A 26,379-nucleotide genomic window follows, 5' to 3' on the forward strand; every position below is an offset into this window, starting at 1 on the left:
CCTTTACTCCTTACTGTTGTTATCTAACATATTTTCATTGGCAGCGCCAGGTGGAACAAGAGGCCACACGTTTTCAAGCTCATCGATACACACATGTAATAAATAGGCTCCTGTTGAATTTAATAGCGTATCGATGGCGCGTTGAATTTCTGATTTTTGGGTAATTCTTTGTCCGTCGATATCGAAGGCTTTAGCTAGCATTAAAAAATCAGGATTGTCAGATAAATTAGTTTCGCTGTATCTTTGATTGAAAAAGAGTTCTTGCCATTGTCTAACCATGCCTAAACGTTGATTATCAATTAATACAATCTTAATCGGTAATTTTTTGCGTTTAATTGTGGTTAGTTCTTGAACATTCATCATAAAAGAGCCATCGCCAGAAATGCAAATCACACAATCATTTGGTCTTGCTAGTTGTGCTCCAATGGCTGCTGGTAAACCAAACCCCATTGTGCCAAGTCCACTAGAAGTAATAAAGTTTTGTGGGTGGTTAAATTGCATGTGCTGAGCTGTCCACATTTGATGTTGACCAACATCGGTAGTGACAATTGTGGTAGCTGTTTTTTGTTCTGAAAGGCTTTTTAGTAACGCTGGGGCATAGATAGGTTCACCCGGATGATCATAACGAGTTGGATACGCTTTTCGTAATTGGTCTATTCTTTTGTGCCAATCTTCTATCGATACGGTTTGGTGAATTAAAGGTAAGACTTGTTTGATATCGCCTTGTAACCCTAAATGCGTTTGCTTTAATTTATTAATTTCAGCCTGATCGATATCAATATGAATGACTTTAGCATGGCGAGCAAATTCATTCAGGTTTCCGGTAACACGGTCATCAAATCGTACCCCTAACGCAATTAATAGATCACACTCTTGCACGGCTAAGTTCGCTGCTTTAGAACCATGCATACCAATTAATCCTAAATAATAGGGATTATTGATATCAGCAGCCCCTAATCCTTTTAAGGTTGAAACGCTCGGAATTTGAGTCATTTCCATAAATTCTCTTAATTCTGATATCGCGCCAGAAAGCCCAACCCCACCACCAATATAAAGCATGGGTTTTTTGGCATCTTGAATCATCGCTTTAGTTAATTTTATATCATCAGAAGAGATAACAAAGGATTTTGATTTGTTGAGATAACTTTGAGAAATATGATTTGTTAAATATTGTTGGTAATCTAAGTCGGCAAGCTGGATATCTTTCGGAACGTCAATCAATATTGGTCCCGGTCTGCCTGAGTTGGCTAAGGTAAATGCCTCCTCGAATATATTGGGTAAGTCATGCGCATCATCAATTAAATAACTGTGTTTAGTACACGCCAATGACAAACCTAATACATCAACTTCTTGAAAGGCATCGGTACCGATTAAGTTATTAGGTACTTGCCCCGTTATTGCAACGATTGGAACTGAATCAATCAACGCATCTGCAAGTCCCGTGATAATATTGGTTGCTCCCGGCCCCGATGTGGCAATACATACCCCTGTTTTGCCTGTTGCCCTTGCGTAACCTATAGCAGCCATTGCTGCACCTTGTTCGTGACGACATAACACATGTTCAATACCGCCATCATAAAGGGCATCATACAGAGGCATAATTTGTCCACCAGGATACCCAAATACGGTGGTAACGCCTTTTTCTTTTAAGGTTTTTACTATCCACTGTGTTCCTAACATTTATTCCTCGCTCTTTTTTCAGGTATTTGCATTGCTCATAAAAAAACCCCCGCTTTTTGGGGCGGGGGTTTTGGGTTAACTATGAAGCTTTTTTAACTCAAAGAACGCCCCCGCGCTGGAATAATGACCACGCTGACAAGAATGTTGATGAGGACGATAATAAGTGAAAAATTCATAAGTTTTATTTAAATTTTTTTGCTTCTTTGAGTAAGTATTCTTAACAAAATACTCGTTTTAGAAAAAAATTCAACTGTTTTTTTTGGTTTTTTTAGAGTCTTGCTTTTGCGATTGCAAGAAGTTTTAAAATAATAAAGATTGATGTCTAAAAAGATTTGATTATGACACGAGTTTTTAATTGGCATTTTTCAAAGATTAGTGTATAAATGTTAATCATTAATCGTTTTTATCTGCTTATTTATCCTGTTTAATATCAAAAATACACGTTTAAAATAAAAAAAGGCGAAATATGTATGAACATATTAAAGATAATAGTGTTAATAAGTTTTGGTTTTGTGTTACTTAATTGTGATAATGCTAAGCCCGCGTCAAATCATTCCTCTGCTCACAGTTCAACAAAACCCAATAATGATTTACTCGCCTCTCAAAATTTAGAAATTAATGCGGTTAAAAACGAGTTACCGATTGAAATTGATGAATTGACAACGCTATTTGATGTTTTTGCTGACAATAATATTATCCATTATAAATACCGCGTAAAAAATACACCAAAACAGGCACTATTATTGACGTCGACGCTTGATACTTTACGCAGTAATTTACTTGATGATTATTGCCAAAATGTGCCACAAATGAAAGAACTGAAAAATGTGTTTCCAAATGGCGCCCACTATCATTACTTCATCGATAATGAAGAGATCATTATTGTTGAACTTAATCCGGATGATTGTCAGACAGATAAATGATCGTTTATTGATAATTTATCCTTTTAATCAAACAATCATAGGTCATTAAGTTTTGCAATATTGAGATTAATTTGTTGTGTGCTGGCTTAATAAACGTTTATTTGTTAAACTGAGATCGTTTATCAAATTTTATGAATTTTCTTCTTGTTGATTGATAAATTGTATTCTCGCCCCGTTACTTATGGACAGCCACAGTTAATATTATGTTTGAATTCAGTTCGTCACAGATTAATGATTTTTAAAAATAATATTTAAGTTTTTTATCTCTATTCATCTTATTTATCAATATTGTTAATTGATTCGTTTCTACTTTTTTTAAGTTATACGGTTTTGTCATTGTTAATTGATTTTGTTTAAGTTATTTATCGTTTATGAACATGTATGTGTTTAACTTAGGAGAAAATTATGAGTAAACAAACCTGTAATCCAACGACCAAATATTATCATGAAAAATTTCCAAAACAAAAACAGAAAGCGCCCGGTTTGCAATGTGAGATGAATCCGATTCCTGACTGTGGTGAAAAAAGCTATAAAGGTCATCAACGTTTAGAAGGTCTTAAAATGTTGGTCACAGGTGGCGATTCGGGTATTGGTCGTGCAGCGGCAATCGCGTATGCCAAAGAAGGGGCAGATGTAGCGATCAATTATCATCCTGATGAGCAAAAAGATGCTGAAGATGTGGCAAAAGTTATTGAAGCTGCCGGACGTAAAGCCGTATTGATACCCGGCGATTTAAGTGATGAAGCGTTTTGTAAAAAAATGGTCGATGAAGCTCATCATAAACTTGGTGGGTTAGATAATCTAACATTGGTTGCAGGTAAACAAACTGCGGTTGCTGATATTATGGATCTGACTACAGAGCAAATTCGCAAAACGTTCGAAATTAATGTCTTTTCGCTATTTTGGGTAACTAAAGCGGCATTAGGTTATTTAAAACCAGGATCGACAATTATTACTACTTCATCTGTTCAAGCCTTCCAACCAGGCCCAACATTATTAGATTATGCTTCAACTAAATCGGCAATTATCGCTTTTACAAAAGCATTAGCTAAGCAATTAGCAAGTAAAGGTATTCGTGCTAATAGTGTTGCACCCGGTCCGGTTTGGACGCCGTTACAAGTTTGTGGCGGACAACTCAGCGATGCAATTCCTGAATTTGGTAAAGAAACACCACTTAAAAGAGCAGGTCAACCGGTTGAACTTGCAGGGGTTTATGTACATTTAGCTTCAGAAGAGTCAAGTTACACCACTGCAGAAACTTATGGTGTAACGGGTGGTGAGCATACTAATTAATCTTATGTTTATATCGTGATAAAAGAGCTGCTCAGGCTCTTTTATTACAAAAAATTTTTAAGCTAGACATCTTAAATCACGTTCTATTATGCATTGTTCATAATAGTGTTAAAACTTAACTTAGAATAAAGGCAAAAAAATGAAATTTTTTAAAGTAATCACGCTTGCATTATTAGGTGTTTTTTTAGTTAACTGTGATAATTCTAAATCGACTGTTGATGATATTAAACAGAAAGTACAGCAAACAGGTGCAGATATCAGCGATAAAACACAAGATTATTTTGAACAAGCAAAAGCAGAAAGTAACGATATATTGAATAAGTTAAAAGAGGGTAACTATAATCTTGCACAAGATGCGGTGATTAAAAATATTAAACAAACATTACCAATGAATATTGATCAGAATACTTCGCTGGTGGATGTATCCAAAGAAAACAACACGATTAATTATAAATATGATGTCAAAGGTGTGACGCCAGATGATTTAAAAGTTGAGAATACTCAAAAGACATTATTAAATAATTTACTCACCGATTATTGTAGTACAGATTTAATGAAGAAAGCATTAAGACTTGCTTTCCCTGAAGGTGCTACACATAATTACTATATCAATAATAGTAACGCATTAACACTTAATCTCAAACCAAGTGATTGTGATGGTAAATTGTAGAGTATCGATTAAGGTGAAAAGGGCTATTAATAGCCCTTTTTTTATTTTGTTTATTGAGAAAGATGTGAATCTAAATATCATTTTAAAAAATGAAGATTATCAACTCAAAATGATGTATTTATGTTAGTTAATTAAATGATGATTTTCTAATGATAGAAGATAACGATCAGGTTATTACCTAAAGTTTAATTAACACAGTGTATTGATATTGACGCTTACTATTAAAATAAGAATATATTTTATGTTGTAAAATTTTAACCATATAAATTAAAATCCTCATTCAAATTATATAGGGACTTTTTATTTTTTTATTAATTGTTTTATTTAAAATGGAAAAAACAAAATAATATTAATTTTACTTATGGGTAATAGCATGAAATATAAAAAAATATCTGCATTATTGGTATGGAGTTTGGCGCTATTTGGTTGTGATAGTGGGAGCTATAAAGAAAAAAATCAACGTATCGTTATTGATTCAATGAAAAAACAACTTCCTATTGTTTATGATGAGAATTTTACGTTAGTGGATGTTTTAAAGGACAACGATCAGTTTATATATAAATACGAAATAAAAAATATTGAAGAAGTAGAATTAACCTCACCAGAGTTTGAACAATCATCTCGCACAGAGATTCTTGAGCTTTATTGTTCTGATAACAAAGGTATTGCTCATTTTAAAGAAATATTCATGGATGGTATTCGATATGATTATTACTTGAATAATAAAAAAATGTTATCCATTAACGTCAAATCAACAGATTGTACAAAATAATTGTCATTGCATTGAACTATTCACTTTTGTGTACCACATGATTTTTTTGCTATCTTGGGCGGTATTATTACAGGGTTAAGCCCTGTAATAATAAAAATTATTCTAACGTTTTTCCTTTTGTTTCTGGAATTAAAAACATAAATGCAGCAGCGGATAATAGATAAGCCACAGATAATAGCGCTAGTGCGTAGCTTATTGAATAAACTGTCGCTAAATAAGCAATTAAGACTTGTGATACGCCAGCAATTCCTCGTCCAACATTAAAGATAATGTTTTCAGCACTTGAACGAGCGTCTGTCGGATAATGTTCGGCCAGTAATGCCCCATAACCCCCCATCATGCCGTTGACGAAAAAGCCAATGACTGAACCAAATAAAATCAAAACGATCATATCGGTTTGTTGAAAGTAAAACCAGATAGATAACGCTGAAACTAATAGAAAGACAATATAAGAAGGACGGCGTCCAAATTTGTCACATAGCCAACCAAAAATTAAGATACCTAATGACATACCAATTGTGGTGGATATCGTCCAAAATAGCGTATTTTTGAATGATAAACCACGTTCGGTTGCGATCATGGTTGGCATCCAAGTCATGATGCCATAAAAACCAAAGTTTTGTACGGCACAAGCAATGGTTAAACCAACCGTGGTTGCTGATGTTTTGACATTTTTAAATAGTTTACCTAATGCAATTTTATTTTTGTTTTGATCTTTTAATGATTGCCAAATTTCAGGCTCTTTCAATCCTTTACGTGTCCAGGCAACAAACAAAGCAGGAAGTACTCCGACAGCAAAAGCCCAACGCCAACCGTGTGCTTCTCCTACAAAATTTACCGTTAAGGTTGCCAGTATAATGCCTAACTGAAATCCTAACGCAACAATCGATGTCGCTCTTGAACGTTTATGCTTTGGCCATGTTTCTGACACCAACGTCATGCCAATGCCAAATTCTCCACCTAGTCCAAGACCACTTAAAAAACGGAAAACTAAAAAGCTTTCATAATTTGGTGAAATAGCACACAGCCCGGTAAATACAGAAAATATGATAATTGTCCATGAAAAGACTTTAACACGACCATATTTGTCTGCTAAGGTTCCAAAAAGAATTCCGCCCAGTACAGCACCTAATAATGTTACTGAAGTTAATGTTCCTAAATCGGTTTTGGTTAGATTAAAAGTTGCTTGAATTAGGGTAAAACAGACCCCTAAAATCATCATATCCAAACCATCTAATGCATAGCCGACTGTAGAGGCAAAAAGCGTTCTTTTTTGATAAGCTGTGGTGGATCCAGTTTCACTTTCAGCTTGTTTAATTGGGTCTATCGCAGTTTTCATATTTACCTCTAATGATTGTGAATAGTGAGTTACTTATTTAAACTTTACCTTTTAAAATAGGTTGTAGGCTAATTCAATAAGGTCGTTTAAAAGCGGTGCAAAGTATATACTTAAAAACTTTAAAAATCCAAGCTAAAAGCCTTTACAATTGGTTATTTGCTAGAAAATAATCATTTCTTGTAAGTAACTTTATATATAAAAATATTAAAGGATGCATCAACTAGTGATAATTTTATTTTGTGTAAAGAATCGTGACAGGGTATAGATGATTTATTAAGTGAATCTTAGTTTCTAAATTTAATTGATTGATAGCTAATTTCCGCTGAGTGTTCCTCAGCGGATAATCTTGATTAGTCTTCGATAAAATACCAATAGCCTTTATTGACTAAATCCAAAATGACCTTTAAAGTCGATTCATCTTCTAGCTGTTCATAATAAAGCTCTTCTTCTTGGCATAAAAGATCAATAACCGGCATCGGCAAATGGATTTTTTCACCATGAATATAGCCATAATCACCTACTTTTAGAATTCGTATGCTCGGAACTCGGCACAGATTATTAGTTTTTAAAAGCGATACAAATTCATCAAATTGATATGGTGGCTCGACAGGAACAATATTTAATTCATGCATTGGAATAGTAATGTGTTTACCAAACCAATCGTTAAAGAGTTTAGGTGTTCTAACCAGTTCAATTATCTGGTTTTGTAATTTTTCTAATTCATAGGATTGTATTCGATAGGAATCTTTAGGTAATGTTAAGTTGGGATCTTGATAAAATATGCCATTGGGTAGGTTATCGATAACATAATCGGCAAAGCCACTTAATAGTTCTTGAGACGTTTGGGTTCTAAAACCGACTGAATAACTAAGCGATTCACCGATTGAGACACCATTATGTGGAAAGCCTATCGGTATATACAGAATATCGCCTGCTGTAATTTCTTCGTCAATGATGGGTTGATAACTTTCAACATGTAGCAATGCTTTGTGAGCACTAAATTGTTTGTAGTGTTCGTTTCGGTCGCCAACTTGCCAACGTCGGCATCCCTTGCCTTGTATGATAAATACATCATAATTGTCAATGTGAGGCCCCACGCCTGCTTTATCTGTTGCGTAAGAAATCATCAGATCTTCAAATTGCCATTGAGGCAAGCATTTAAAAGGGGCAACTAAGGTGGCTGCTTGTTCATGCCAGTGGTCAACTGCTTGTACCAGCAAACTCCAATGGTTTTCACCTAAATGGCTAAAGTCGATAAAAGGACCAAATTGGGCATCCCATTTCCCATTTTTGTTGGTAACTATTCGGCTATCAATCTCTTCTTCCATCGCTAAACCTGCAAGTTCTTCAGGCGTGATAGGATCAACAAAGTGTTTAAAAGCATCACGTAAAATAACTGGCTTTTTTTGCCAATAATTCGTTAAAAAATCATCCCAATCTATGGTTAACTTATTACTCATGTAACGCCCCTTGTAAATTAAATAATTGACAAAAGTTATTCGTTGTTTGTCGTGCTATTTCGTCTATAGAAACACCTTTCAATACTGCCAAATAGTCAGCAACTTCACGAACATAAGCTGGCTGGTTTTCCTTGCCTCGATAGGGAACAGGTGCTAAATAAGGTGAATCGGTTTCAACTAAAATACGATCCATGGGGACATATTTGGCAACTTCACGTAATGATTCAGCATTTTTGAAGGTGATAATGCCCGAAAAAGAGATATAAAAACCGATATCTAGCAATTGTTTGGCCGTATCGATATCTTCGGTAAAACAGTGTAAGACCCCAGAATAAACATGCTCTTCTTTTAAGATTCTTAAGGTGTCTTGGCGTGCATTGCGTGTATGAACAATGATAGGTTTATTGAGTTTACGACCTAACCGAATATGTTCTTTAAAGTTTGCTTGTTGTTGTTCAAGATTATCTTGTTGATAGTAATAATCAAGCCCAGTTTCGCCCAGCGCAATTACATTATCTTGGCTTGCCAATGTTTCAAAGCGATCGGCATCATAGCTTTCTTCTTCTAAATTAAGAGGATGAATACCGCATGAAAATGAGCACTGTTTAGTATAGGGTTTTAAAAAATCTCTCATCGATTCATAGCCTGAAAGTGTGGTTGCTACACTTAAGCAGTGTTTAACATCGTGACGTATTGCGTCTTGCAATACTTCATCAATCGATTTGTTGCTAAAATCTAAGCTATCTAAATGGCAGTGAGAATCAATTAAATACATATAAAGCTCTTATTAATTATCTGAATGTTGTTCAAAATCACGAACAGGTTTTATGGTTGACCAAGAACGACAAGCAGGACATAGCCAGTAAATGGAATTGACCGTAAACCCGCATTTAATACAGCGATAATTAGGGACGGTTTTAATCTGTTCGCCAACCATTTTACGTAAAAGTGAAAGACTTTCTTTTGCTCGACCTTCTTCGGCATCGGCTACGTGGTAATTCATCAATCGATAAAACCCTTTTAAATTAGGGTGTTTGAGTAATTCCCGATACATGTAGTTTTGGGCAGCATCAAGTCCGCTTTGTTTTTCGACTATATCGGCAAGCATTAATTCAGCAACATTGCCACTATCTTGATCAACGCATAATTGTAGAAATTGTTTAAACTGTTCGGGTTGATTTAATTCTAAATAACATGTTTTTAATAAAGGTAATGCCTCACCGATAAAGGCTTTATCTTGCGTTAAAATTTGTTTGAATGATTCAATGGCTTGTTCTTTCTTGTTTTGTATCATTAATACCCGACCCAGCATGAGCGAGGTACGCGCACATTTAGCATCAGCGGCAGCTGATTTTTGTAACAGGTTATAAGCTTTTTCCATATCATCAGCAGACATAGCAATAGCGGCTAACTCGCAATAAAATTGTGCAATATCTGTCTTGTATTTAATGTTACCTAATCTGACTAATTTGGTGGCAGCATTAATCGCATTGATCCATTCACTGGTTGATTGATAAATGATAATCAATTGTTGTAATGCATATTGTTGAAAATCATCTTCATCAATTAACTGTAAGAACATTTCTTCGGCACGATCATAAAAACCGGCAACCATATAATCTCGCCCTAGTTGCTGTATTGCCAATAGGCGTTGTTCGAACGTCAATGCTGAACTTTCCATTAAAGATTGATGAATGCGTATGGCTCTATCAACTTCACCACGTGAACGGAATAAGTTTCCTAAAGTTAAATGAGCCTCAAGGGTGCTGTCATCTTCTTTTAACATATCTAAAAACAAATCAACAGCTTTATCTTTTTGATTTGATAAAAGAAAGTTTAAGCCATCAACATATTCGCGCGATAGCCGGTTGGATTGGTTTAAGTATTTTTGTTTTGCATTTCTGTCACCCATATACCAACCGTAAGCGGCTGCGATAGGAAGTAACAGAAATAACAGTTCAAACATAATCGTCTATTCTTAATTAATTTTTGTTAATGTTGCTTTTTGATTTATTGCGATATCTTCATCATACTTTTTTTGTAATTTGTTTAGTTTGCGTTTAGTTGATGAGTGTTGTAATTTCGATTTTAAAAAGAAGTAACCCGTGACAAACCAACCTACCAGAAAACCACTGCCAAATAAAATTGCCAGCAGAACAGATAAGCGTAATTCTGATTTAGCAACTAAATAATTAAATGTCACCACTTGATCATTGGCTGCACCTAAAGCAATAGACAATGCAAAAATAGCAATAATCAATATAATCGATAAAATTAATTTCATAATGTTGACCTTTCTTCTTTTTAATACTTTTTATTCTTTATTGTTATCCATTTATCGGTTAAACAACCTGTTACCGATTTATCTAAAGGCATTAAATCGTTTAGTAACGCAAAAACTGGGTAAATGATTACGTTACTATATGCCATTTTTTAGCATAAAAATAGCAGATTAATGCAATACCCCAACCAATGATGACAGATAATATTAAATCTATAGGAGTATGCATACCTAGTAATAATCGACTTATTTCTATTAATACCGTCCATATCACAATCAACGATATAAAGATATAATTACGCCTGAAGTTAAGTAGCACAATGGCTAAAAAAGCAAATGTTGCTGCAAATAGTGTATGACCAGAGGGAAAAGAATACCCTGTTTCATTTTGCCAGTGTTTGGATAACCAATTCGGTATTGTAAATGAATTGATTAATGATTCTTTGATAAAAGCGGCTCTTTCTGGCTTGGTTAATGAATAAAAATATTGGTCAGTTGTATTATGTTCTTTTGTTATCCATAAGACGAAAGGTCTTGATTCTGCTGTTTGTGATTTTATGATAGATTTTATCACTTGTCCGCTGAGGACAGCACTCACGAGAACCAACCATACTAATACAATCTTTTTTAACATTTTATCTGTTTTGCTGACTAGCAAAGCACAAAATAAAATGAAATAAAATATTGATGTTATTATTGCCCATGGGTAACTTGCTGTTTCAGTAACCCAAAAAAAATATTCTGATTTATCGTTCAATGTGTCTGGTAGCCAATGCCAATTTATGACTATAATAAACAATGGTACGACTAAAAAAATAGCCAATGCAGCTATTGTTTTTTTTATAACTAACCCCATTTAAAAACTCAACTAAGCATATTGTGCTGTCTATTTTATCATAAATGTGGTTTATTTTTAATAGATTCTCGTTTATGTTATTCATTTAATACGGAGATAATAATGCAATTAAAACATGTCGCAGAAGCGAAACTACCAACACCATGGGGTTGTTTCACTATGGTAGGTTTTGAAGAAATTGCAACTGGCAAGGATCACGTCGCATTAGTTTTTGGTGACATTTCAAAGGCAACATCTGTTTTAACCAGAGTGCATTCGGAGTGTTTAACGGGTGATGCGTTATTTAGTTTACGGTGTGATTGTGGTTTTCAATTAGAAGCAGCTTTAAAACAAATTGCAAAAGAAGGTCAAGGCATTTTAATCTATCATCGGCAAGAAGGGCGTAATATCGGTTTATTAAATAAAATTAGAGCTTATGCCCTGCAAGACCAAGGGCTTGATACGGTGGAAGCGAATGAGCAGTTAGGATTTGCTGCTGATGAGCGTGATTTTAAACTTTGTGCTGATATGCTGACACTGCTTGGTGTATCACAAATTCGTTTACTAACTAATAATCCTGAAAAGATAAGAGTGTTAGAACAAGCTGGAATTCAAGTTACAGAAAGAGTTCCTTTGGAAGTAGGCGAGAATCCAAATAACGAACACTATTTAGAAACCAAAGCTAATAAAATGGGACATTTGCTTCATCTTCATCACTGCGATCATTAAACACATTTTTACATTATTGATAATTGGTAGGATGTGGCATGAAAAATGGTCAACACTAGTTAAAGCAAAAATAATTGATATATTTAAACCTCAAAAAATTAGTGATGATTTTTTGAGGTTTTTTTAGATTTGCGTACTATTTTGTTATGCAATAGATGTCGAGTATAGAGCTGGATTAATCATTATTAATAACAGAATTAAAAAAGTATTATTCCTTATCAATTCTTAGCTCACCGCCATTTGCTAGCTGATCTTTGGATAATTCGTGCATAATAATTTGTACTGCTTCAGGCTTACAATTAAGCGTTTGAACAATCGCTTCCGTTACACGTTTCGCCATTTCTCGTTTTTGTTCAATAGTACGACCTTCTAAAAAATCGATGACAACATTTGGCATAAAAAACTCCTAGTGACCCATTTTGGCAAGTTGAGCGTCGGTTAATGCGATATCTTGATTATGACAAATACCGATACCTGAGTGAATTATTTTTTCAGCAATAGCCTTGGCTTCATCCAATGAATGCATCTTGTATGTGCCACATTGGTATTCGTTTAATTCGGGTATTTGGTTTTGTGATGTTACACTGAGGACATCATGCATGGATTTGAGCCAAGCATCAACAACGAGCGATTCATCAGGTTGACCGATTAAGCTCATGTAAAATCCTGTGCGGCATCCCATAGGCGAGATATCAATAATTTCAATAGTATCACTGTTTAGATGATCGCGCATAAACCCTGCAAATAGATGTTCTAAAGTATGGATCCCTTTTTCGGGTAGTAGTGCTTTATTTGGAATAGTAAAACGAAGATCAAACACAGTGATATTATCACCTTTAGGGGTTACCATCGTTTTTGCAACGCGGACAAAAGGGGCTTTCATTTTAGTATGATCTACTTTAAAACTATCTAATAATGGCATAAATTTCTCCTTGGTGTTGAGTTGCCAGTTATAGTCTTTATAACTGGACAAGTCCAAACAATCTTATTCATTTAGCAAACTTAACATCTCTTGTTCATCAATGACTTTAATGCCAAGTTGTTGCGCTTTTTCTAATTTTGAACCGGCAGATTCACCGGCAATCACCAGATCAGTATTTTTTGATACGCTTCCCGTCACTTTGGCACCAAGTTGTTTTAATTTATCTTTGGCTTCATCACGTGTTAAAACAGATAAAGTCCCGGTTAAAACAATCGTTTTACCCGAAAAAGGTGAATCGGTTGCCATTGTTTGTGCTTGGGGATTGGTGTCTTGCCAATGAATACCAATGTCATCACTGGTTAACTGTTCTATTACGTCGCGGTTATGGGGTTCTTGGAAAAAATCAATGATGCTTTCAGCAATAACCACACCAATATCATTAACTAATTGTAGTTGTTCAAGTGATGCATTTTCAATTGCCGTTAAATTACCAAATTGGTTAGCTAAATTTTCAGCCGTCACTTCACCGACATTTGGTATACCAAGCGCAAAAATAAAGCGGCTTAAAGTTGTGTTTTTCGATGTATCAAGTGCTGCTAATAAATTTTTAGCCGATTTATCGCCTACTTTATCTAACGAACATAGTAATGGTACCGTGAGTCTATAAAGATCTGCGGGTGTTTTAACATAATCTTTATCCACTAACTGTTCAATTAGTCTATCACCCATTCCTTCCACATTCATGGCTCGACGGGATACAAAATGTTTAAGCGCTTCTTTTCGTTGTGCTGGACAAATAAGTCCACCTGCACAGCGAGATACCGCTTGCCCTTCATCGCGAACAATTAGCGAACCACAAATCGGGCAGTGGGTTGGAAAGATAATCGCTTTGGTGTCGGCTGGTCTTCGATCTAATATGACCGATACAATTTTAGGAATCACATCACCTGCACGGCGTATAGAAACATAGTCACCTTCACGGACACCTAATCGGGCGATTTCATCACTGTTATGCAAAGTTGCATTACTGACAATCACACCTGCAACAGATACCGGTTCTAGTCTTGCAACAGGTGTAATTGCGCCTGTTCTACCGACTTGAAAGTCAACTTTATTTAATTGGGTGATTTCTTCTTGCGCGGGAAACTTAAACGCCGTTGCCCAACGAGGAGCACGGGCAACAAAGCCGAGTTCTTCTTGTAAAGCGATACTGTTTACTTTGATGACCACACCGTCTATGTCAAAATCCAATGACATGCGCTCTTCACCAATTTGTTTAAAGTAATCTAAAGCAGCTTGCGCACCTTTTCGCACTTGAACTTTATCACTAACAGGTAATCCCCAAGTTTTAAGTTGCATTAAACGGTCATAATGCGTATTAGGCAGATTGGCACCTTCAATAACACCTAAACCATAACAGAAAAACGATAAAGGTCTTTTAGCTGTAATTTTAGGGTCTAATTGTCTCAGAGAGCCAGCGGCTGCATTACGAGGATTTGCAAAGACTTTTTCGTTTCGTTTTTCTGCTTCAGCATTGAGTTTGGCAAAGCCCTTGTGAGACATGAACACTTCACCTCGAACTTCTAAGCGTCTTGGTATCTGCTCTCCTCTTAAAACCAGTGGAATGGTTTTTATGGTTTTGACATTGGCGGTAATGTCTTCTCCTGTTGTGCCGTCTCCTCGGGTTGCAGCTTGTACAAATTGACCATCTTCATAAAGTAAACTTACCGCTAATCCATCTAATTTTAATTCACAACAATATTCTACCGGTTCATTTTCTTTTAAGTGTAAGCGATCTTTTACTCTTTTATTGAAGGCAATAAAACTTGTCTCATCAAAAACATTATCTAAAGATAACATTGGTATTTCATGTTTTATCGAGGCAAATTGAGATAGGGGAGCACCGCCAACCCTTTGAGTAGGGGAGTCAGGAGTAATCAATTCGGGATGCTGCTGTTCAATAGTTTGAAGCTGTTTTATCAATTTGTCATATTCCGCATCCGGAATTTCAGGCGCATCTAAGACATAATAACAATATTCATGATGTCTTATCTTATCACGTAAAGATTGAACTTCAGTGATGACTTTTTGTTGTGAATCATGGGTAAGGTTTTCGGGTAAATTAGATAGTGACATGTTAGTATGCTCTTAATTTAAAGTAAGATTTTTAAATGTTATTAGACACCAATCAAGTATGAATGACTTGATTAAATCAATATGTTCATCATGGTGAATATCGTTAACAATCGGATCAGAATCTTTTTATTTCCCGTCCATTTACCACCAACTAATGTTGGTGGTGTTGATAAAATTATTATTATATTTGGGTTATATTTCGTTGCACGCTTTTTTGATGCGTTCTTTGTAGCTATCGATTTTTTGTGGTGTTAGCATGTGTTGGGAATCATCTAAGACAACACCATTAACATCATCGGCTATACGTTGTGCTGTTTGTAACATGAGTTTAAAATTTTGCTGATTGTTTCCTTGTGTCGGTGCAATCATAAAAATTGAAACGCCAGGTGTGGTAAATTCGTGCATGGTCTCAGGATCCAAATAGCCTGGATTAACCATATTTGCTAAACTAAATAAAACAGGACCGTTGCCCGCAGGATCGACATGGCGATGAAAAATTCGCATATCACCGAATTGAAAACCTGATTGCATAATACTGGCAAGTAATACATCACCTTGTAATAATCGACCATTAATGCCAGTTACATTTAACACAATGATTTCTGTTTTATCTTCTTCATGGTCGATGTTTGCTTTTTCAGATTCATGATGGTCAGCTGATGATTCAGTGTTCAAAACTTCGTTTTGCTTAACAGGTTCTACTTCATGAATTTCTTCACTTATTGTGATTGTTTCTGTTTTTTCAAGTTGACTTTCTGTTTCGACTTTTTCTTCTAATGGTTCATTTTCAAAGAGATCCTGATTAAGATTAATCACTGGTTCAGGGATAGTATCTTCTTCTGGTTCGTCTATCGGTTGATGACTAAATAAATCCTCTTGTTGAGGAGGTGCTTCTTTTTCAATGATCTCAACAATTTCAACATGCGGTGTTGTTGTTTTTTTATTTTTGGGGTTAATCAGTATTACATCATCTTCTTCTATTTCATCCATATAAATGTCTGTTTGCTGTTGAGCAATAGGGTTAATATTCCTTTTTTTATCTGAATTAAACAGAGAAGAACGTTCCTTTTTATTAATCCATAATCCATGAATCAATAATGCAATAATGACCAAGGATGCAATAACAATCAGAACAATACGTAAATTATCCATAATAACCATCTCAGAATTAAATTAAATAAAGACTCAAATCACTCAATAAAAGAATCGAATGAAGTGATTACGGAGTACCACAATGTAAAATAATTACTTTTTCTTTGCAAATTAAAAAAATTCAATTGATTGTCAGTACATAAATGCCTTTGATTGTGTCATCTTATCAAGCCTAATTTTTTCGCACTAAAAATCAATAAGCATATATTACTTTATTTCTGCCAATAATCATAATTATCGGTATATATTTTTTTATTAATAATGTTAGATTTTAATTTTTAGAACTCTGTGCTATTAACCTGTAAAGATACTTACAATTTATGCATATTTTTTGTAAAATCATCGGTTACTTTTAAATAAGATTTATAATTATTAAAAATAACAATTTTGTTGATTGAGGTCAATTTTATATGAGATTTAACAAGCTATTACTCACCATTCCGGTAGCGCTCACCAGCTTATTTTTACTGTCAAGCTGCGATGATAACAAATCACAAGGCGGTAATAATCAGATACCAAAAGTTACGGTGTTTAAAGTAGAGCCATTGAATTACACTTTAAAGATTGGTTTACCCGGTCGAGTTGTCGCTTCGCAAATTGCTGAAATTAGACCTCAAGTAAGTGGCATCGTTTTAAAACGAGAATTTGAAGAAAGCTCAAATGTAAAAGCAGGGCAATCACTTTATCAAATCGATCCTGCTATTTATCAAGCTAACTATGACAGTGCTGTTGCAAGTGTAGCAAGTGCTAAAGCCAATGCTAGTATTGCCCAGCTGACTTTAAAACGTTATGCCGGTTTATTAAAAACCAAATCCATTAGTCAGCAAGATTATGATAAAGCGGCGGCAGATGCTCAGCAGGCAGAAGCTAGTGTACTTGTTGCTCAAGCAGCTGAACATACCGCTAAAGTTAATTTAGATTATACTAAAGTCTATTCCCCTATTGATGGCTATATTGGTAAATCAAGTGTCACTGAAGGTGCATTAGTTTCAGCAGGTCAAGCAACAGCGTTAGCTTTAGTTCAAAAACTTGATCCTATTTATGTTGATATGACAGAAGCAGCAACGCGTTACAATAAATATAATCAAGATCAAAACGTGATTTTTGAACCAGCGAAAGGAAATAATGTTGAACTTTATTTTAATGACGGTTCGAAATATGACGTAGCAGGGAGTATCAAATTTTCTGATATGACGGTGAATGAAACGACAGGTACCGTTACCCTCAGATCTGAATTTCCAAATCAAGATGGCAAAATTTTGCCCGGTATGTTTGTCAAACCTCAATTGACTTTAGGCTATATTAAAAATGCAAAACTCGTTCCTCAACAAGGTATTACGAGTAATGGTAAAGGCCAATATACAGCAAAAATCCTTAAACCAGATAATACGATTGAATATCGTCAAGATATTCAAGTTTATACTGGTATCAATGGTTATTGGGTAGTGACGAAAGGTATTGATATTGGTGAACAAGTTATCACGACGGGTTTACTTAATTTAACGGCAGTTGAAATGGGTAAACCAATGACAGGCCAAATTGTTGGTGAGCCAGCTACTCTTACTCAAGAACAGTTAGATAATATTATCAAAAACAGCGTGAAATAAAACAGGGGTAGATTTAATTATGGCTAAGTTTTTTATTGATAGACCCGTTTTTGCATGGGTAATAGCTATCATGATGATGCTAGGCGGGGCACTATGTATAAAACTGCTAGCAGTTGAACAATACCCCGATATTGCTCCTCCTGCTGTTACTGTTTCAGCGGCTTATCCTGGTGCAGATGCACAAACTATTGAAAACACCGTTACACAGTTAATCGAACAAAATCTGACTGGGATAGATAATTTAATCTATATGAAATCAACCAGTAGTGCGCAAGGTGTTGTTCAAACTACGTTGACGTTTGCGCCGGGAACGAATCCTGATTTTGCGCAAGTGCAGGTGTTAAATAAAGTTGAAAGTATTAAGTCTCGTTTACCTGAAAGTGTTCAAAAAAATGGTGTTTCAGTTGCTAAAAACAATACTAACTTCCTAAAAGTTATTGGTTTTTACTCAACGAATCCCCAAAAGACTCAAGCAGATATTGCTGACTTTATTTATTCGACTGTGCAAGATCCGATCCGTCGTGTTCAAGGTGTTGGTGATACCACTTTATTTGGCTCTGAATATGCAATGCGTATTTGGCTTGACCCAAATAAACTCAATTATTTCAACATGTCAATTGAAGAAATTATTGCGGCAATTCAAGCACAAAACGCTCAAGTAACTGCAGGGCAATTGGGTGCATTACCTTCAACTGAAGGTCAGGAACTTAATGCAACGATAACGGCTCAATCTCGTTTAAAAACACCGGAACAATTTCAAAATATTTTAGTTCGGGTCAATACCGACGGTTCTAATATTTTACTAAAAGATGTTGCTAACGTTGAAATTGGTGCATCTGATTATAATTTTATCTCTCGCTATGACGGTAAAGCATCGGCTGGTTTAGCTATTTATCTGGCAACAGGCGCAAACCAATTAGATACCTCTGAATTGGTTGATAAGAAAATCGAAGAATTATCGGCAATCTTCCCAGAAGATATTAAATTTGCCTATCCATACGATACAACACCATTTGTTAAATTATCTATCAGTAATGTTGTGCATACTCTGATTGAAGCAATTGTGTTAGTTGTTATCGTCATGTATATATTTTTGCAAAATCTTCGCTCAACTCTCATACCAACCATTACCGTTCCGGTTGTATTGTTAGGAACGTTTGCAATCTTATATATTTGTGGATTTACCATAAATACGTTGTCGATGTTTGCTATGGTGTTAGCTATCGGGTTACTGGTCGATGATGCTATCGTCGTTATCGAAAACGTTGAGCGTATCATGCATGATGAAGGATTGTCTCCGTATGATGCAACGGTTAAATCAATGGAACAGATAACCTCTGCTTTAATTGGTATTGCCGTTGTATTATCTGCTGTATTTGTACCTATGGCATTTTATGGTGGTGCAGCAGGGGGAATTTATCGTCAATTCTCAATTACCATTGTTACCTCGATGTCATTGTCTGTGATTATGGCAATCGTTTTAACGCCTGCACTTTGTGCTCAGATTTTAAAAGCACCATCAAAAAGTAAAAACAAAAAATCAACGTTTGGGGAAAAATTACTCGTGATTCCACCATTTAGCTGGTGTGATAAAGGAACCAAACTATTCTTTGGCGCGTTTAATAAATTTTATAACAAAGGACTGCATACTTATGAGAAAGGCGTAATTAAAGTAATACGTTATCCATTAATTGCCTTTGTTTGTTATATCGTTATCATTGTTGGATTAATATTTGGATTTAACCGCTTACCAACAGGGTTTTTACCTAATGAAGATCAGGGTGTATTGATTGTCATGGTCGAATTACCACCCGGATCAACATTAGAACAAACCATGTCAGTATTGAATAAAACAACTCAGTTTTATATGGAAAAGAAAGCTGATTCTGTTAAAGAAGTCTTTACTGTTGCAGGGTTTAGTATGGTAGGTCGTGGACAAAATATGGGACTTGGATTTGTTCGGTTAAAAGATTGGGATGAGCGTAAACGCCCTGATCAAAAAGTGGATGCTTTAGTTGGCAGTGGTTGGGGCTTTGCATCTACCATTACTGAAGGTCGAGTAATTATAGCTAACTTACCGGCGGTTCCGTCGTTAGGGATGGCTAATGGTTTCTCCTATATGTTAAAAGACACTTCAGGACAAGGGCATGAAGCCTTAATGGGTGCTTTTTATCAAATCTTAGGACAAGCATCGAAAAGACCAGAACTTCAACAAGTGCGTCCGGGCAGTATGTTAGATGTTCCTCAGTATAAAATTAATGTGGATTTCGAAACAGCTCAAGCGCTTGGTGTTTCTGTCAGTAGCGTCAATACAGTATTATCTACCGCATTAGGTTCTGCTTATATCGATGACTTTGTCTATAATAACCGAGTCAAAAAAGTGTACCTTCAATCTGAAGCGGCTTATCGAATGTTGCCTGATGATTTTAGTTATTGGCATGTAAAAAATCAAAAAGGTCAAATGGTTCCTTATGATGCATTTGCGACTACTTCAAAAAGCTATGGTTCACCATCACTTGTTCGTTATGATGGTGTTGCTGCAATGGGAATTAGTGGATCTGCTGCGCCGGGCTTAAGTTCTGGTCAAGCTATGGCAATAATGGAACAGCTATCAAAAGACTTACCAAAAGGCTTTACGTTTGACTGGACAGATATTTCTTATCAAGAACGTCAAACAGGATCGCAAACAACAACACTTTATATAATCTCTATTATTGTCGTGTTCTTGGCATTAGCTGCATTGTACGAAAGTTGGAGTGTACCAATTTCAATACTATTTGTGATTCCACTTGGTATTTTAGGAACGGTGGTTGCAACAATGTTTAGAGGACTTGATAATGATATTTACTTTATTGTCGGTCTATTAACCACAATGGGACTGTCTGCGAAAAATGCGATATTAATTGTTGAATTTGCAAAAGATGCTTTAGAAAAAGAAGGTAAATCGCTGATTGATGCAACACTTGAAGCTTGTCGATTACGTTTACGCCCAATTTTAATGACATCGTTCGCCTTTATTTTAGGGGTGTTACCTTTAGCATTAAATAGTGGTGCAGGTTCAGCAAGCCAAAACGCGGTAGGTACAGGGGTAATTGGTGGTATGTTAACAGCAACATTCTTAGCGATATTCTATGTACCATTATTCTTCTTATTTATTACTAAAATGTTTACTAAACATAAAAATAAGGTCGTTTTACCACGTAATTTTTCGCACAACACTGACCAAAAATAGTGACTTGGAAAATTGAAAAGCATATCTTAGCACCAGCTAGGATGTGTTAAAAAAATCGAAATCTTATTAATAAGATAACCAACAAAAAGCACGATAAAATCGTGCTTTTTTATTGAGTTTTTAATCTTATCATTATCAAAATATGATCTCATAGTAAATAACAAGGTAAAAAAATTGATTCAATGATTAAATAACATTGTCGGTTTACTATTGATATTTAGGTGCATCAATTACTATTTAGGTTAGCTGATCGCGTTATTTTGCAAGGGCAATATCGTCTAATTAAGATTATTTAATAGATTTGACTAGATGTCGACTCATATGGGCATGAGTAATTGCGATAGCTAATGCGTCAGCGGCATCGGCTTGTGGACTGGCAGATAATTTTAACAAGAGTTTAACCATGTGTTGAACTTGCTTTTTATCGGCTGCCCCTGTGCCTACTACACTTTGTTTTACTAAACGAGCCGCATATTCAAAAACAGGTAAATCGTTGTTGACCGCAGCAACAATAGCTGAGCCTCTAGCTTGCCCTAACTTTAATGCTGAATCGGCATTACGTGCCATAAAGACTTGTTCGATAGCGAACATATCCGGTTGGAATTGTAAGATGATTTCGCTAACGCCTGCATAAATGCGTTTTAATCGAGTTGGTAAATCATCGACGGCTGTACGAATACAACCACTACCAAGATAGGTTAATTGTCGTCCTGTTTGACGAATTACACCGTAACCCGTCAAACGAGAACCAGGATCTATGCCAAGAATGATAGACATTAAAGAGCGGCAGCAACTTCGTCCGAAACTTCACCATTATGGTATACTTCTTGAACATCATCACAATCTTCAAGCATGTCGATCAAACGTAATAATTTTGGTGCAGAATCAATATCAAGATCAACTTTGGTCGCTGGAATCATTGATACTTCAGCTGATTCAGCAACTAAACCTGCTGCATCAAGTGCATCTTTTACTTCGCCAAATGATTCTGGTGTGGTAAAGACATCAATTGCACCATCATCATAAGTGACAACATCATCAGCTCCAGCTTCTAAAGCTGCATCCATTACTTTGTCTTCATCTGTACCTGTAGGATAAGAAATAACGCCTTTTTTGGTAAACAAATAGGATACAGAACCGTCAGTACCTAAATTACCACCAGTTTTGGTGAAAGCATGACGTACTTCTGATACTGTACGATTACGGTTATCACTTAGGCATTCAACCATGACGGCAGTACCTGCAGGGCCATAACCTTCATAGATGATGGTTTCCATATCACTATCATCTTCACCACCTACACCACGCGCAATAGCACGATTCATGGTATCGCGTGTCATATTATTTGATAGTGCTTTATCCATTGCTGCACGTAAACGAGGATTTGACGCTGGATCGCCACCACCTAGTTTGGCTGCCGTTACAAGTTCTCGAATAATTTTAGTAAAAATTTTACCGCGTTTAGCATCTTGCGCCGCTTTACGATGTTTGGTATTGGCCCACTTACTATGACCTGCCATAGAATTCTCCAGATTAGATAATTTAAAAATCAGCGTATTTTAACAAACATTTGTTTAAAATTCATTATCAATATGTGTATTGATTTTTAATCCGTATGATTTTTTATTGTTATAAAAACAAAAAAGCACCTAATAAACAGGTGCTTTTTTTGTATGAAATAAGCTTATCAATATCAGTTCGATTAGCTCATTCCATATTGTTTTAATTTTTTACGTAGTGTACCACGGTTAATACCGAGCATATTAGCCGCTCGAGTTTGATTACCACGTGTATATTGCATAACCATATCAAGGAATGGGTGTTCAACTTCAGCTAACACTAATTCATATAGATCATTAGGATCTTCACCATTAAGTTGTGATAAATAGTTTTTTAAAGCTTGCTTGACAGAATCTCGCAAAGGTTTTTGTGTTATTTGGTCTTGAGAGTTTACAGTTGTAAATTTTAGTGCTGCAGCTGTAACGCGTTGTTCTGACATAGTATTCTTAACTCTTTTTGTTGTTTCTAATTTGACTAAAAAATGCTTTTAGTGTTCTAGCTTGCTCACTGGTGGTGCTAAGTACACTAAATAAGCGCCTAAAATGATCGCTATCAGCATAATTCTTGGTATACCAATTTACATGCTTTCTGGCAATCCGTAATCCTTTGTATTCTCCGTAAAATTGATAAAGTTCTTCAAGGTGCGTAAAAACGATTTGTTCAACTTCATCAACTGTCTTTTCTTTTTGTAACTTTCCATGTGTTAAATAGAATGCAATTTCTTCAAATATCCAAGGTCGCCCTTGTGCCGCTCGGCCGATCATTATAGCATCAGCTTGCGTATATTGAAAAACATCTTTTGCCTGTTCAGGGGTGCAAATATCACCATTAGCAATGACTGGAATGGATACCTTTTTTTTCACTGCTTTAATCGATTCATATTCAGCTACACCCTTAAATAGACATTCACGGGTGCGCCCGTGAATAGTAATCGCCTTTACGCCACAATCCTGCGCAATTTGTGCGATTTCAATGCAATTTCTATGATTTTTATCCCATCCAGTCCGCATTTTTAATGTTACTGGCACATCAACGGCACCAACAACTTTTTGCAAAATCTGTTCAATTAATTGCGGGTACTGCATTAAAGCAGAACCTGCCAATTTTTTATTAACCTTTTTTGCAGGGCATCCCATGTTAATGTCAATTAACTCAGCCCCATGTTTGGCATTAAATTCTGCCGCTTTAGCCATTTCGTCAGGATCGGCACCCACTATTTGTACTGCGCGAATGCCCAAATCTTGCGTTGAGACCATTCTTAAAGCAGATTTATCTGTTTGCCAAACATCTGAATTAGCTAAAAACATCTCTGAAATAGTCAGACCAGCACCAAACTGGTAGCATAAATTTCGAAATGGTCTGTCACTAATTCCTGCCATTGGTGCGGCGATTAAATTATTTCTTAATGTAACCTTACCAATGCTTAGTAATTTAAGGTCGGCTATATTACGCATTTTTTCTCGAACTTAAAAGGGGGTAATGTCATTTTTTTACTTTTTTTTGCCAGTAATTCGACACCATTCTTCTTGCTCAGCGACGGGATCAAGATCAAAATGGGGTTGGTAAGCGGTACAGACGCTTTGAGATTGAGAAGTCAAAATACCCGATAATCCAAGTAATCCCGCTGGTTTAATCAGACTATTGATATTAGGTTCAAGTTCTTTTAATGGTCCAGCCAAAATGTTGGCGACTAAAACATCAGCTTGTAAATTATCAGGAATATCTTCAGTTAAATAAAGTTCAATGTCATGACTTACATTGTTACGTTCTGCATTATCTCGACTGGCTTGAATAGCTTGAGGATCAATGTCAATGCCGATGACACGTTTTGCTCCTAGTTTTAGTGCAGCAATGGCGAGAATTCCCGAACCACATCCGTAATCAATCACTAATTTATCTTTTAAGTCTAAGCTATCAAGCCATTTAAGACATAACGCAGTGGTAGGGTGGGTACCTGTTCCAAAAGCTAAACCTGGATCTAACATAACATTGATCGCATTAGGATCAGGGACTGGGCGCCAACTTGGACAAATCCATAAGCGTTGACCAAATTGCATAGGATGAAAATTGTCCATCCACTCGCGTTCCCAATCTTTATCCTCTAATTGTTCGAATTTATAAGAATATTGATCAAGATTTAATATTGCTTTCAATTCATCTAAATCAGTTTGAGCATCGTAAAGCCCAATTACATCTGTATTACCCCAAAGTTTTGTTTCACCGGGTAAGGGTTCATACACAGGCGTATCATAGGTATCTTGAAATGTGACAGATAACGCCCCTGATTCTTCCAAAAGCTCACTTATTGGTTCAGCAAGATCACTTGTTGTGTTAATTTTGAGTTGAATCCAAGGCATAATTTTTCCTTAAGTTACCAAATATATTGGCGATGATAAAAACAACCAATCCAATAATTAATGAAGGAACAATTGGATGGAAAGAACAAATTTTAATGTTATAAGCGGCTAAAAAGGTATAACTAATGGCTCCAGCAAACATTGAACATAATGCGCCAGTTGCATTAGCTTTCTTCCAATATAAGCCAAGTACCAAAGGCCATAAAAATACCGCTTCCAGCCCACCAAAAGCAAGTAAATTTAACCAAATTATCATATCCGGTGGATTCCAAGCTGCTAAAATGAGCAGTGCGCCAAAAATAAAGGTAATGATAACTGATATTCGCGTTAAGGTTTTGTCACTGCATTTTGTTTCAGGTTTTATGCTTAAAAACAGATCTTTTATAATCACTGAAGAGACTTGTAACAGTTGCGCGTTAATGGTTGACATAATCGCAGCCAGAGGAGCAGCCAAAAAGATGCCTGCTGCGAGTGGCGACATCACTTTAATAATTAAAGTTGGGACAATTTGATCGGGAATGGTTAAATCATCAATAATTGCTCGCCCAAGTGCACCAGAAAGGTGCATGGTTAACATAATAACTGTAACAACAATCGTACCGATAATGATGCCCCGATGTACCGCTTTACTGTCTTTATACGCCATACAACGTACTGCTGTATGCGGTAAACCAACCACACCAAAACAGACTAAAATCCAGAATGATGCCATAAATGGAAAGTCCATAAAATTGCCAGGGCCTTGTGGGGTTAATAATGCAGGATCAATTTCTTTCAAACGCTCAACAATAGCGGTTAATCCACCACCAGCATAAATAATGGCGGTTAAAAGTAATATTGAGCCAATGATCATCACTAAACCTTGGAAAGCATCGTTTAAGATACTAGCTCGAAATCCGCCAAATGCAGTATATATCACCGTACCAATACCGAAAATAAGTAGACCGAGTTTATAAGGTATGCCTACTGAAGATTCTAATAATCGAGCACCACCGACAAACTGGACAGTCATTGCACCGACAAAGGCGACGACTAAAGCAATACTGGCAAACCAGACAATGGTTTTACTTTTATAATGAGCATAGAGCATATCACTTAGCGTGATAGCATTATACTTGCGCGCTAGAATGGCAAATTTTTTGCCCAAAATACCCAAAGATAGCAAGACAGTAGGGACTTGAATCATAGACAGCAGAACCCAACCCAGTCCGAATTTGTAAGCCGCACCGGGACCACCAATAAACGAGCTGGCACTGATGTAAGTTGCCGCCAGTGTCATGGCGAGCAAAAATCCTCCCATTGTTCGATTACCAATAAAGTAATCAGTAAATTGATTGACTTTTTTGCGTTTAACATAAGCATAGATAGATAAGGCAAACACAAAAATAAGATAGATGACTAGCGGTAATATAATATCTAAATGCATTGTTT

24 protein-coding genes are annotated in these 26,379 nt (G+C 36.0%); 7 read left to right on the forward strand and 17 right to left on the reverse strand.

Annotated features, from left to right (window positions below):
• Window positions 1-3: 3 nt before the first annotated feature.
• The gene (ilvG, locus tag J3U14_RS10595) at window positions 4-1,680 is read right to left on the reverse strand and encodes an acetolactate synthase 2 catalytic subunit (protein WP_267351040.1); all 1,677 of its coding nucleotides are present in this window, start codon (window positions 1,678-1,680) and stop codon (window positions 4-6) included.
• 470 nt (window positions 1,681-2,150) lie between these two features.
• On the opposite strand from ilvG, the gene J3U14_RS10600 reads away from it, so the two are divergent.
• The 4 genes from J3U14_RS10600 (at window position 2,151) to J3U14_RS10615 (ending at window position 5,338) form a co-directional block, all read left to right on the forward strand.
• Window positions 2,151-2,603 carry a hypothetical protein gene (locus tag J3U14_RS10600; protein WP_267351042.1) on the forward strand — a complete coding sequence of 151 codons (453 nt, stop codon included), beginning with the start codon at window positions 2,151-2,153 and terminating at the stop codon, window positions 2,601-2,603.
• 405 nt (window positions 2,604-3,008) lie between these two features.
• The gene (locus tag J3U14_RS10605; protein WP_267351044.1) at window positions 3,009-3,896 is read left to right on the forward strand and encodes an SDR family oxidoreductase; all 888 of its coding nucleotides are present in this window, start codon (window positions 3,009-3,011) and stop codon (window positions 3,894-3,896) included.
• A gap of 139 nt (window positions 3,897-4,035) precedes the next feature.
• Window positions 4,036-4,566: a hypothetical protein gene (locus J3U14_RS10610; RefSeq protein WP_267351045.1), complete on the forward strand. Its 531-nt coding sequence runs from the start codon at window positions 4,036-4,038 to the stop codon at window positions 4,564-4,566.
• A 373-nt stretch (window positions 4,567-4,939) separates the two neighbouring features.
• Window positions 4,940-5,338: a hypothetical protein gene (locus J3U14_RS10615; protein WP_267351047.1), complete on the forward strand. Its 399-nt coding sequence runs from the start codon at window positions 4,940-4,942 to the stop codon at window positions 5,336-5,338.
• Between the two features lie 97 nt (window positions 5,339-5,435).
• Here the strand turns inward: J3U14_RS10615 and J3U14_RS10620 are convergent, their stop codons facing one another.
• The 6 genes from J3U14_RS10620 to J3U14_RS10645 form a co-directional block, all read right to left on the reverse strand.
• Entirely contained in the window at window positions 5,436-6,677 is a 1,242-nt protein-coding gene (locus tag J3U14_RS10620; protein ID WP_267351048.1) for an MFS transporter, read from the reverse strand.
• A 350-nt stretch (window positions 6,678-7,027) separates the two neighbouring features.
• Complete coding sequence (locus J3U14_RS10625) at window positions 7,028-8,137, reverse strand: cupin domain-containing protein (protein ID WP_267351050.1); 1,110 nt, start codon at window positions 8,135-8,137, stop codon at window positions 7,028-7,030.
• The gene (locus J3U14_RS10630) at window positions 8,130-8,912 is read right to left on the reverse strand and encodes a YchF/TatD family DNA exonuclease (RefSeq protein WP_267351052.1); all 783 of its coding nucleotides are present in this window, start codon (window positions 8,910-8,912) and stop codon (window positions 8,130-8,132) included. Before J3U14_RS10630 ends, J3U14_RS10625 begins: the two co-directional genes overlap by 8 nt.
• Before the next feature lie 12 nt (window positions 8,913-8,924).
• Window positions 8,925-10,103, reverse strand: coding sequence for a lipopolysaccharide assembly protein LapB (gene lapB, locus J3U14_RS10635; protein ID WP_267351054.1), 1,179 nt, complete (start codon window positions 10,101-10,103; stop codon window positions 8,925-8,927).
• A gap of 12 nt (window positions 10,104-10,115) precedes the next feature.
• Window positions 10,116-10,421, reverse strand: coding sequence for a LapA family protein (locus tag J3U14_RS10640; RefSeq protein WP_267351055.1), 306 nt, complete (start codon window positions 10,419-10,421; stop codon window positions 10,116-10,118).
• A gap of 127 nt (window positions 10,422-10,548) precedes the next feature.
• Entirely contained in the window at window positions 10,549-11,274 is a 726-nt protein-coding gene (locus J3U14_RS10645) for a phosphatase PAP2 family protein (protein WP_267351056.1), read from the reverse strand.
• 102 nt (window positions 11,275-11,376) lie between these two features.
• Here J3U14_RS10645 and ribA point away from each other — a divergent pair, with 102 nt between their 5' ends.
• Window positions 11,377-11,982: a GTP cyclohydrolase II gene (ribA, locus tag J3U14_RS10650; protein ID WP_267351058.1), complete on the forward strand. Its 606-nt coding sequence runs from the start codon at window positions 11,377-11,379 to the stop codon at window positions 11,980-11,982.
• Between the two features lie 208 nt (window positions 11,983-12,190).
• Here ribA and J3U14_RS10655 read toward each other — a convergent pair whose 3' ends face one another.
• From J3U14_RS10655 to zipA, 4 genes are all read right to left on the reverse strand, one after another.
• On the reverse strand, window positions 12,191-12,379 hold the full coding sequence (locus J3U14_RS10655) for a 2-hydroxymuconate tautomerase (protein ID WP_267351059.1): 189 nt from the start codon (window positions 12,377-12,379) through the stop codon (window positions 12,191-12,193).
• Between the two features lie 9 nt (window positions 12,380-12,388).
• Window positions 12,389-12,904 (reverse strand): S-ribosylhomocysteine lyase, encoded by a 516-nt coding sequence (gene luxS, locus J3U14_RS10660; protein WP_267351060.1) that lies wholly within the window; start codon window positions 12,902-12,904, stop codon window positions 12,389-12,391.
• A 63-nt stretch (window positions 12,905-12,967) separates the two neighbouring features.
• A complete protein-coding gene (gene ligA / locus J3U14_RS10665; RefSeq protein WP_267351062.1) occupies window positions 12,968-15,040 on the reverse strand; it encodes an NAD-dependent DNA ligase LigA in 2,073 nt (690 codons plus the stop codon).
• Between the two features lie 192 nt (window positions 15,041-15,232).
• Window positions 15,233-16,192 carry a cell division protein ZipA gene (gene zipA, locus J3U14_RS10670; protein ID WP_267351064.1) on the reverse strand — a complete coding sequence of 320 codons (960 nt, stop codon included), beginning with the start codon at window positions 16,190-16,192 and terminating at the stop codon, window positions 15,233-15,235.
• A 410-nt stretch (window positions 16,193-16,602) separates the two neighbouring features.
• Between zipA and J3U14_RS10675 the strand changes: the two genes are divergently transcribed.
• Together J3U14_RS10675 and J3U14_RS10680 are read left to right on the forward strand one after the other, a co-directional pair.
• The gene (locus tag J3U14_RS10675) at window positions 16,603-17,799 is read left to right on the forward strand and encodes an efflux RND transporter periplasmic adaptor subunit (protein WP_267351066.1); all 1,197 of its coding nucleotides are present in this window, start codon (window positions 16,603-16,605) and stop codon (window positions 17,797-17,799) included.
• A gap of 19 nt (window positions 17,800-17,818) precedes the next feature.
• The gene (locus J3U14_RS10680) at window positions 17,819-21,031 is read left to right on the forward strand and encodes an efflux RND transporter permease subunit (RefSeq protein ID WP_267351068.1); all 3,213 of its coding nucleotides are present in this window, start codon (window positions 17,819-17,821) and stop codon (window positions 21,029-21,031) included.
• Between the two features lie 288 nt (window positions 21,032-21,319).
• Here the strand turns inward: J3U14_RS10680 and ruvC are convergent, their stop codons facing one another.
• The 6 genes from ruvC to panF form a co-directional block, all read right to left on the reverse strand.
• A complete protein-coding gene (gene ruvC / locus J3U14_RS10685; protein WP_267351070.1) occupies window positions 21,320-21,808 on the reverse strand; it encodes a crossover junction endodeoxyribonuclease RuvC in 489 nt (162 codons plus the stop codon).
• On the reverse strand, window positions 21,808-22,551 hold the full coding sequence (locus tag J3U14_RS10690) for a YebC/PmpR family DNA-binding transcriptional regulator (RefSeq protein WP_065557873.1): 744 nt from the start codon (window positions 22,549-22,551) through the stop codon (window positions 21,808-21,810). The genes ruvC and J3U14_RS10690 overlap by 1 nt, the downstream gene beginning before the upstream one ends.
• 182 nt (window positions 22,552-22,733) lie before the next feature.
• The gene (gene fis / locus J3U14_RS10695; RefSeq protein ID WP_025315996.1) at window positions 22,734-23,030 is read right to left on the reverse strand and encodes a DNA-binding transcriptional regulator Fis; all 297 of its coding nucleotides are present in this window, start codon (window positions 23,028-23,030) and stop codon (window positions 22,734-22,736) included.
• A gap of 7 nt (window positions 23,031-23,037) precedes the next feature.
• Window positions 23,038-24,045 (reverse strand): tRNA dihydrouridine synthase DusB, encoded by a 1,008-nt coding sequence (gene dusB, locus J3U14_RS10700; RefSeq protein ID WP_267351076.1) that lies wholly within the window; start codon window positions 24,043-24,045, stop codon window positions 23,038-23,040.
• Window positions 24,046-24,081: 36 nt separating this feature from the next.
• Window positions 24,082-24,948, reverse strand: a complete 867-nt coding sequence (prmA, locus tag J3U14_RS10705) for a 50S ribosomal protein L11 methyltransferase (protein WP_267351078.1) — start codon at window positions 24,946-24,948, stop codon at window positions 24,082-24,084.
• Complete coding sequence (gene panF, locus J3U14_RS10710; RefSeq protein WP_267351080.1) at window positions 24,923-26,374, reverse strand: sodium/pantothenate symporter; 1,452 nt, start codon at window positions 26,372-26,374, stop codon at window positions 24,923-24,925. Before panF ends, prmA begins: the two co-directional genes overlap by 26 nt.
• Window positions 26,375-26,379 lie beyond the last annotated feature (5 nt).

The sequence above is a fragment of the Gilliamella sp. B3801 genome (genome assembly GCF_026536645.1).
Lineage (GTDB): Bacteria > Pseudomonadota > Gammaproteobacteria > Enterobacterales > Orbaceae > Gilliamella > Gilliamella apicola_I.

Coding starts and splice junctions, on each gene's coding strand:
- ilvG (WP_267351040.1), bottom strand. CDS start 1,680: ATGTTAGGAACACAGTGGATAGTAAAAACCTTAAAAGAAAAAGGCGTT.
- J3U14_RS10600 (WP_267351042.1), top strand. CDS start 2,151: ATGAACATATTAAAGATAATAGTGTTAATAAGTTTTGGTTTTGTGTTA.
- J3U14_RS10605 (WP_267351044.1), top strand. CDS start 3,009: ATGAGTAAACAAACCTGTAATCCAACGACCAAATATTATCATGAAAAA.
- J3U14_RS10610 (WP_267351045.1), top strand. CDS start 4,036: ATGAAATTTTTTAAAGTAATCACGCTTGCATTATTAGGTGTTTTTTTA.
- J3U14_RS10615 (WP_267351047.1), top strand. CDS start 4,940: ATGAAATATAAAAAAATATCTGCATTATTGGTATGGAGTTTGGCGCTA.
- J3U14_RS10620 (WP_267351048.1), bottom strand. CDS start 6,677: ATGAAAACTGCGATAGACCCAATTAAACAAGCTGAAAGTGAAACTGGA.
- J3U14_RS10625 (WP_267351050.1), bottom strand. CDS start 8,137: ATGAGTAATAAGTTAACCATAGATTGGGATGATTTTTTAACGAATTAT.
- J3U14_RS10630 (WP_267351052.1), bottom strand. CDS start 8,912: ATGTATTTAATTGATTCTCACTGCCATTTAGATAGCTTAGATTTTAGC.
- lapB (WP_267351054.1), bottom strand. CDS start 10,103: ATGTTTGAACTGTTATTTCTGTTACTTCCTATCGCAGCCGCTTACGGT.
- J3U14_RS10640 (WP_267351055.1), bottom strand. CDS start 10,421: ATGAAATTAATTTTATCGATTATATTGATTATTGCTATTTTTGCATTG.
- J3U14_RS10645 (WP_267351056.1), bottom strand. CDS start 11,274: ATGGGGTTAGTTATAAAAAAAACAATAGCTGCATTGGCTATTTTTTTA.
- ribA (WP_267351058.1), top strand. CDS start 11,377: ATGCAATTAAAACATGTCGCAGAAGCGAAACTACCAACACCATGGGGT.
- J3U14_RS10655 (WP_267351059.1), bottom strand. CDS start 12,379: ATGCCAAATGTTGTCATCGATTTTTTAGAAGGTCGTACTATTGAACAA.
- luxS (WP_267351060.1), bottom strand. CDS start 12,904: ATGCCATTATTAGATAGTTTTAAAGTAGATCATACTAAAATGAAAGCC.
- ligA (WP_267351062.1), bottom strand. CDS start 15,040: ATGTCACTATCTAATTTACCCGAAAACCTTACCCATGATTCACAACAA.
- zipA (WP_267351064.1), bottom strand. CDS start 16,192: ATGGATAATTTACGTATTGTTCTGATTGTTATTGCATCCTTGGTCATT.
- J3U14_RS10675 (WP_267351066.1), top strand. CDS start 16,603: ATGAGATTTAACAAGCTATTACTCACCATTCCGGTAGCGCTCACCAGC.
- J3U14_RS10680 (WP_267351068.1), top strand. CDS start 17,819: ATGGCTAAGTTTTTTATTGATAGACCCGTTTTTGCATGGGTAATAGCT.
- ruvC (WP_267351070.1), bottom strand. CDS start 21,808: ATGTCTATCATTCTTGGCATAGATCCTGGTTCTCGTTTGACGGGTTAC.
- J3U14_RS10690 (WP_065557873.1), bottom strand. CDS start 22,551: ATGGCAGGTCATAGTAAGTGGGCCAATACCAAACATCGTAAAGCGGCG.
- fis (WP_025315996.1), bottom strand. CDS start 23,030: ATGTCAGAACAACGCGTTACAGCTGCAGCACTAAAATTTACAACTGTA.
- dusB (WP_267351076.1), bottom strand. CDS start 24,045: ATGCGTAATATAGCCGACCTTAAATTACTAAGCATTGGTAAGGTTACA.
- prmA (WP_267351078.1), bottom strand. CDS start 24,948: ATGCCTTGGATTCAACTCAAAATTAACACAACAAGTGATCTTGCTGAA.
- panF (WP_267351080.1), bottom strand. CDS start 26,374: ATGCATTTAGATATTATATTACCGCTAGTCATCTATCTTATTTTTGTG.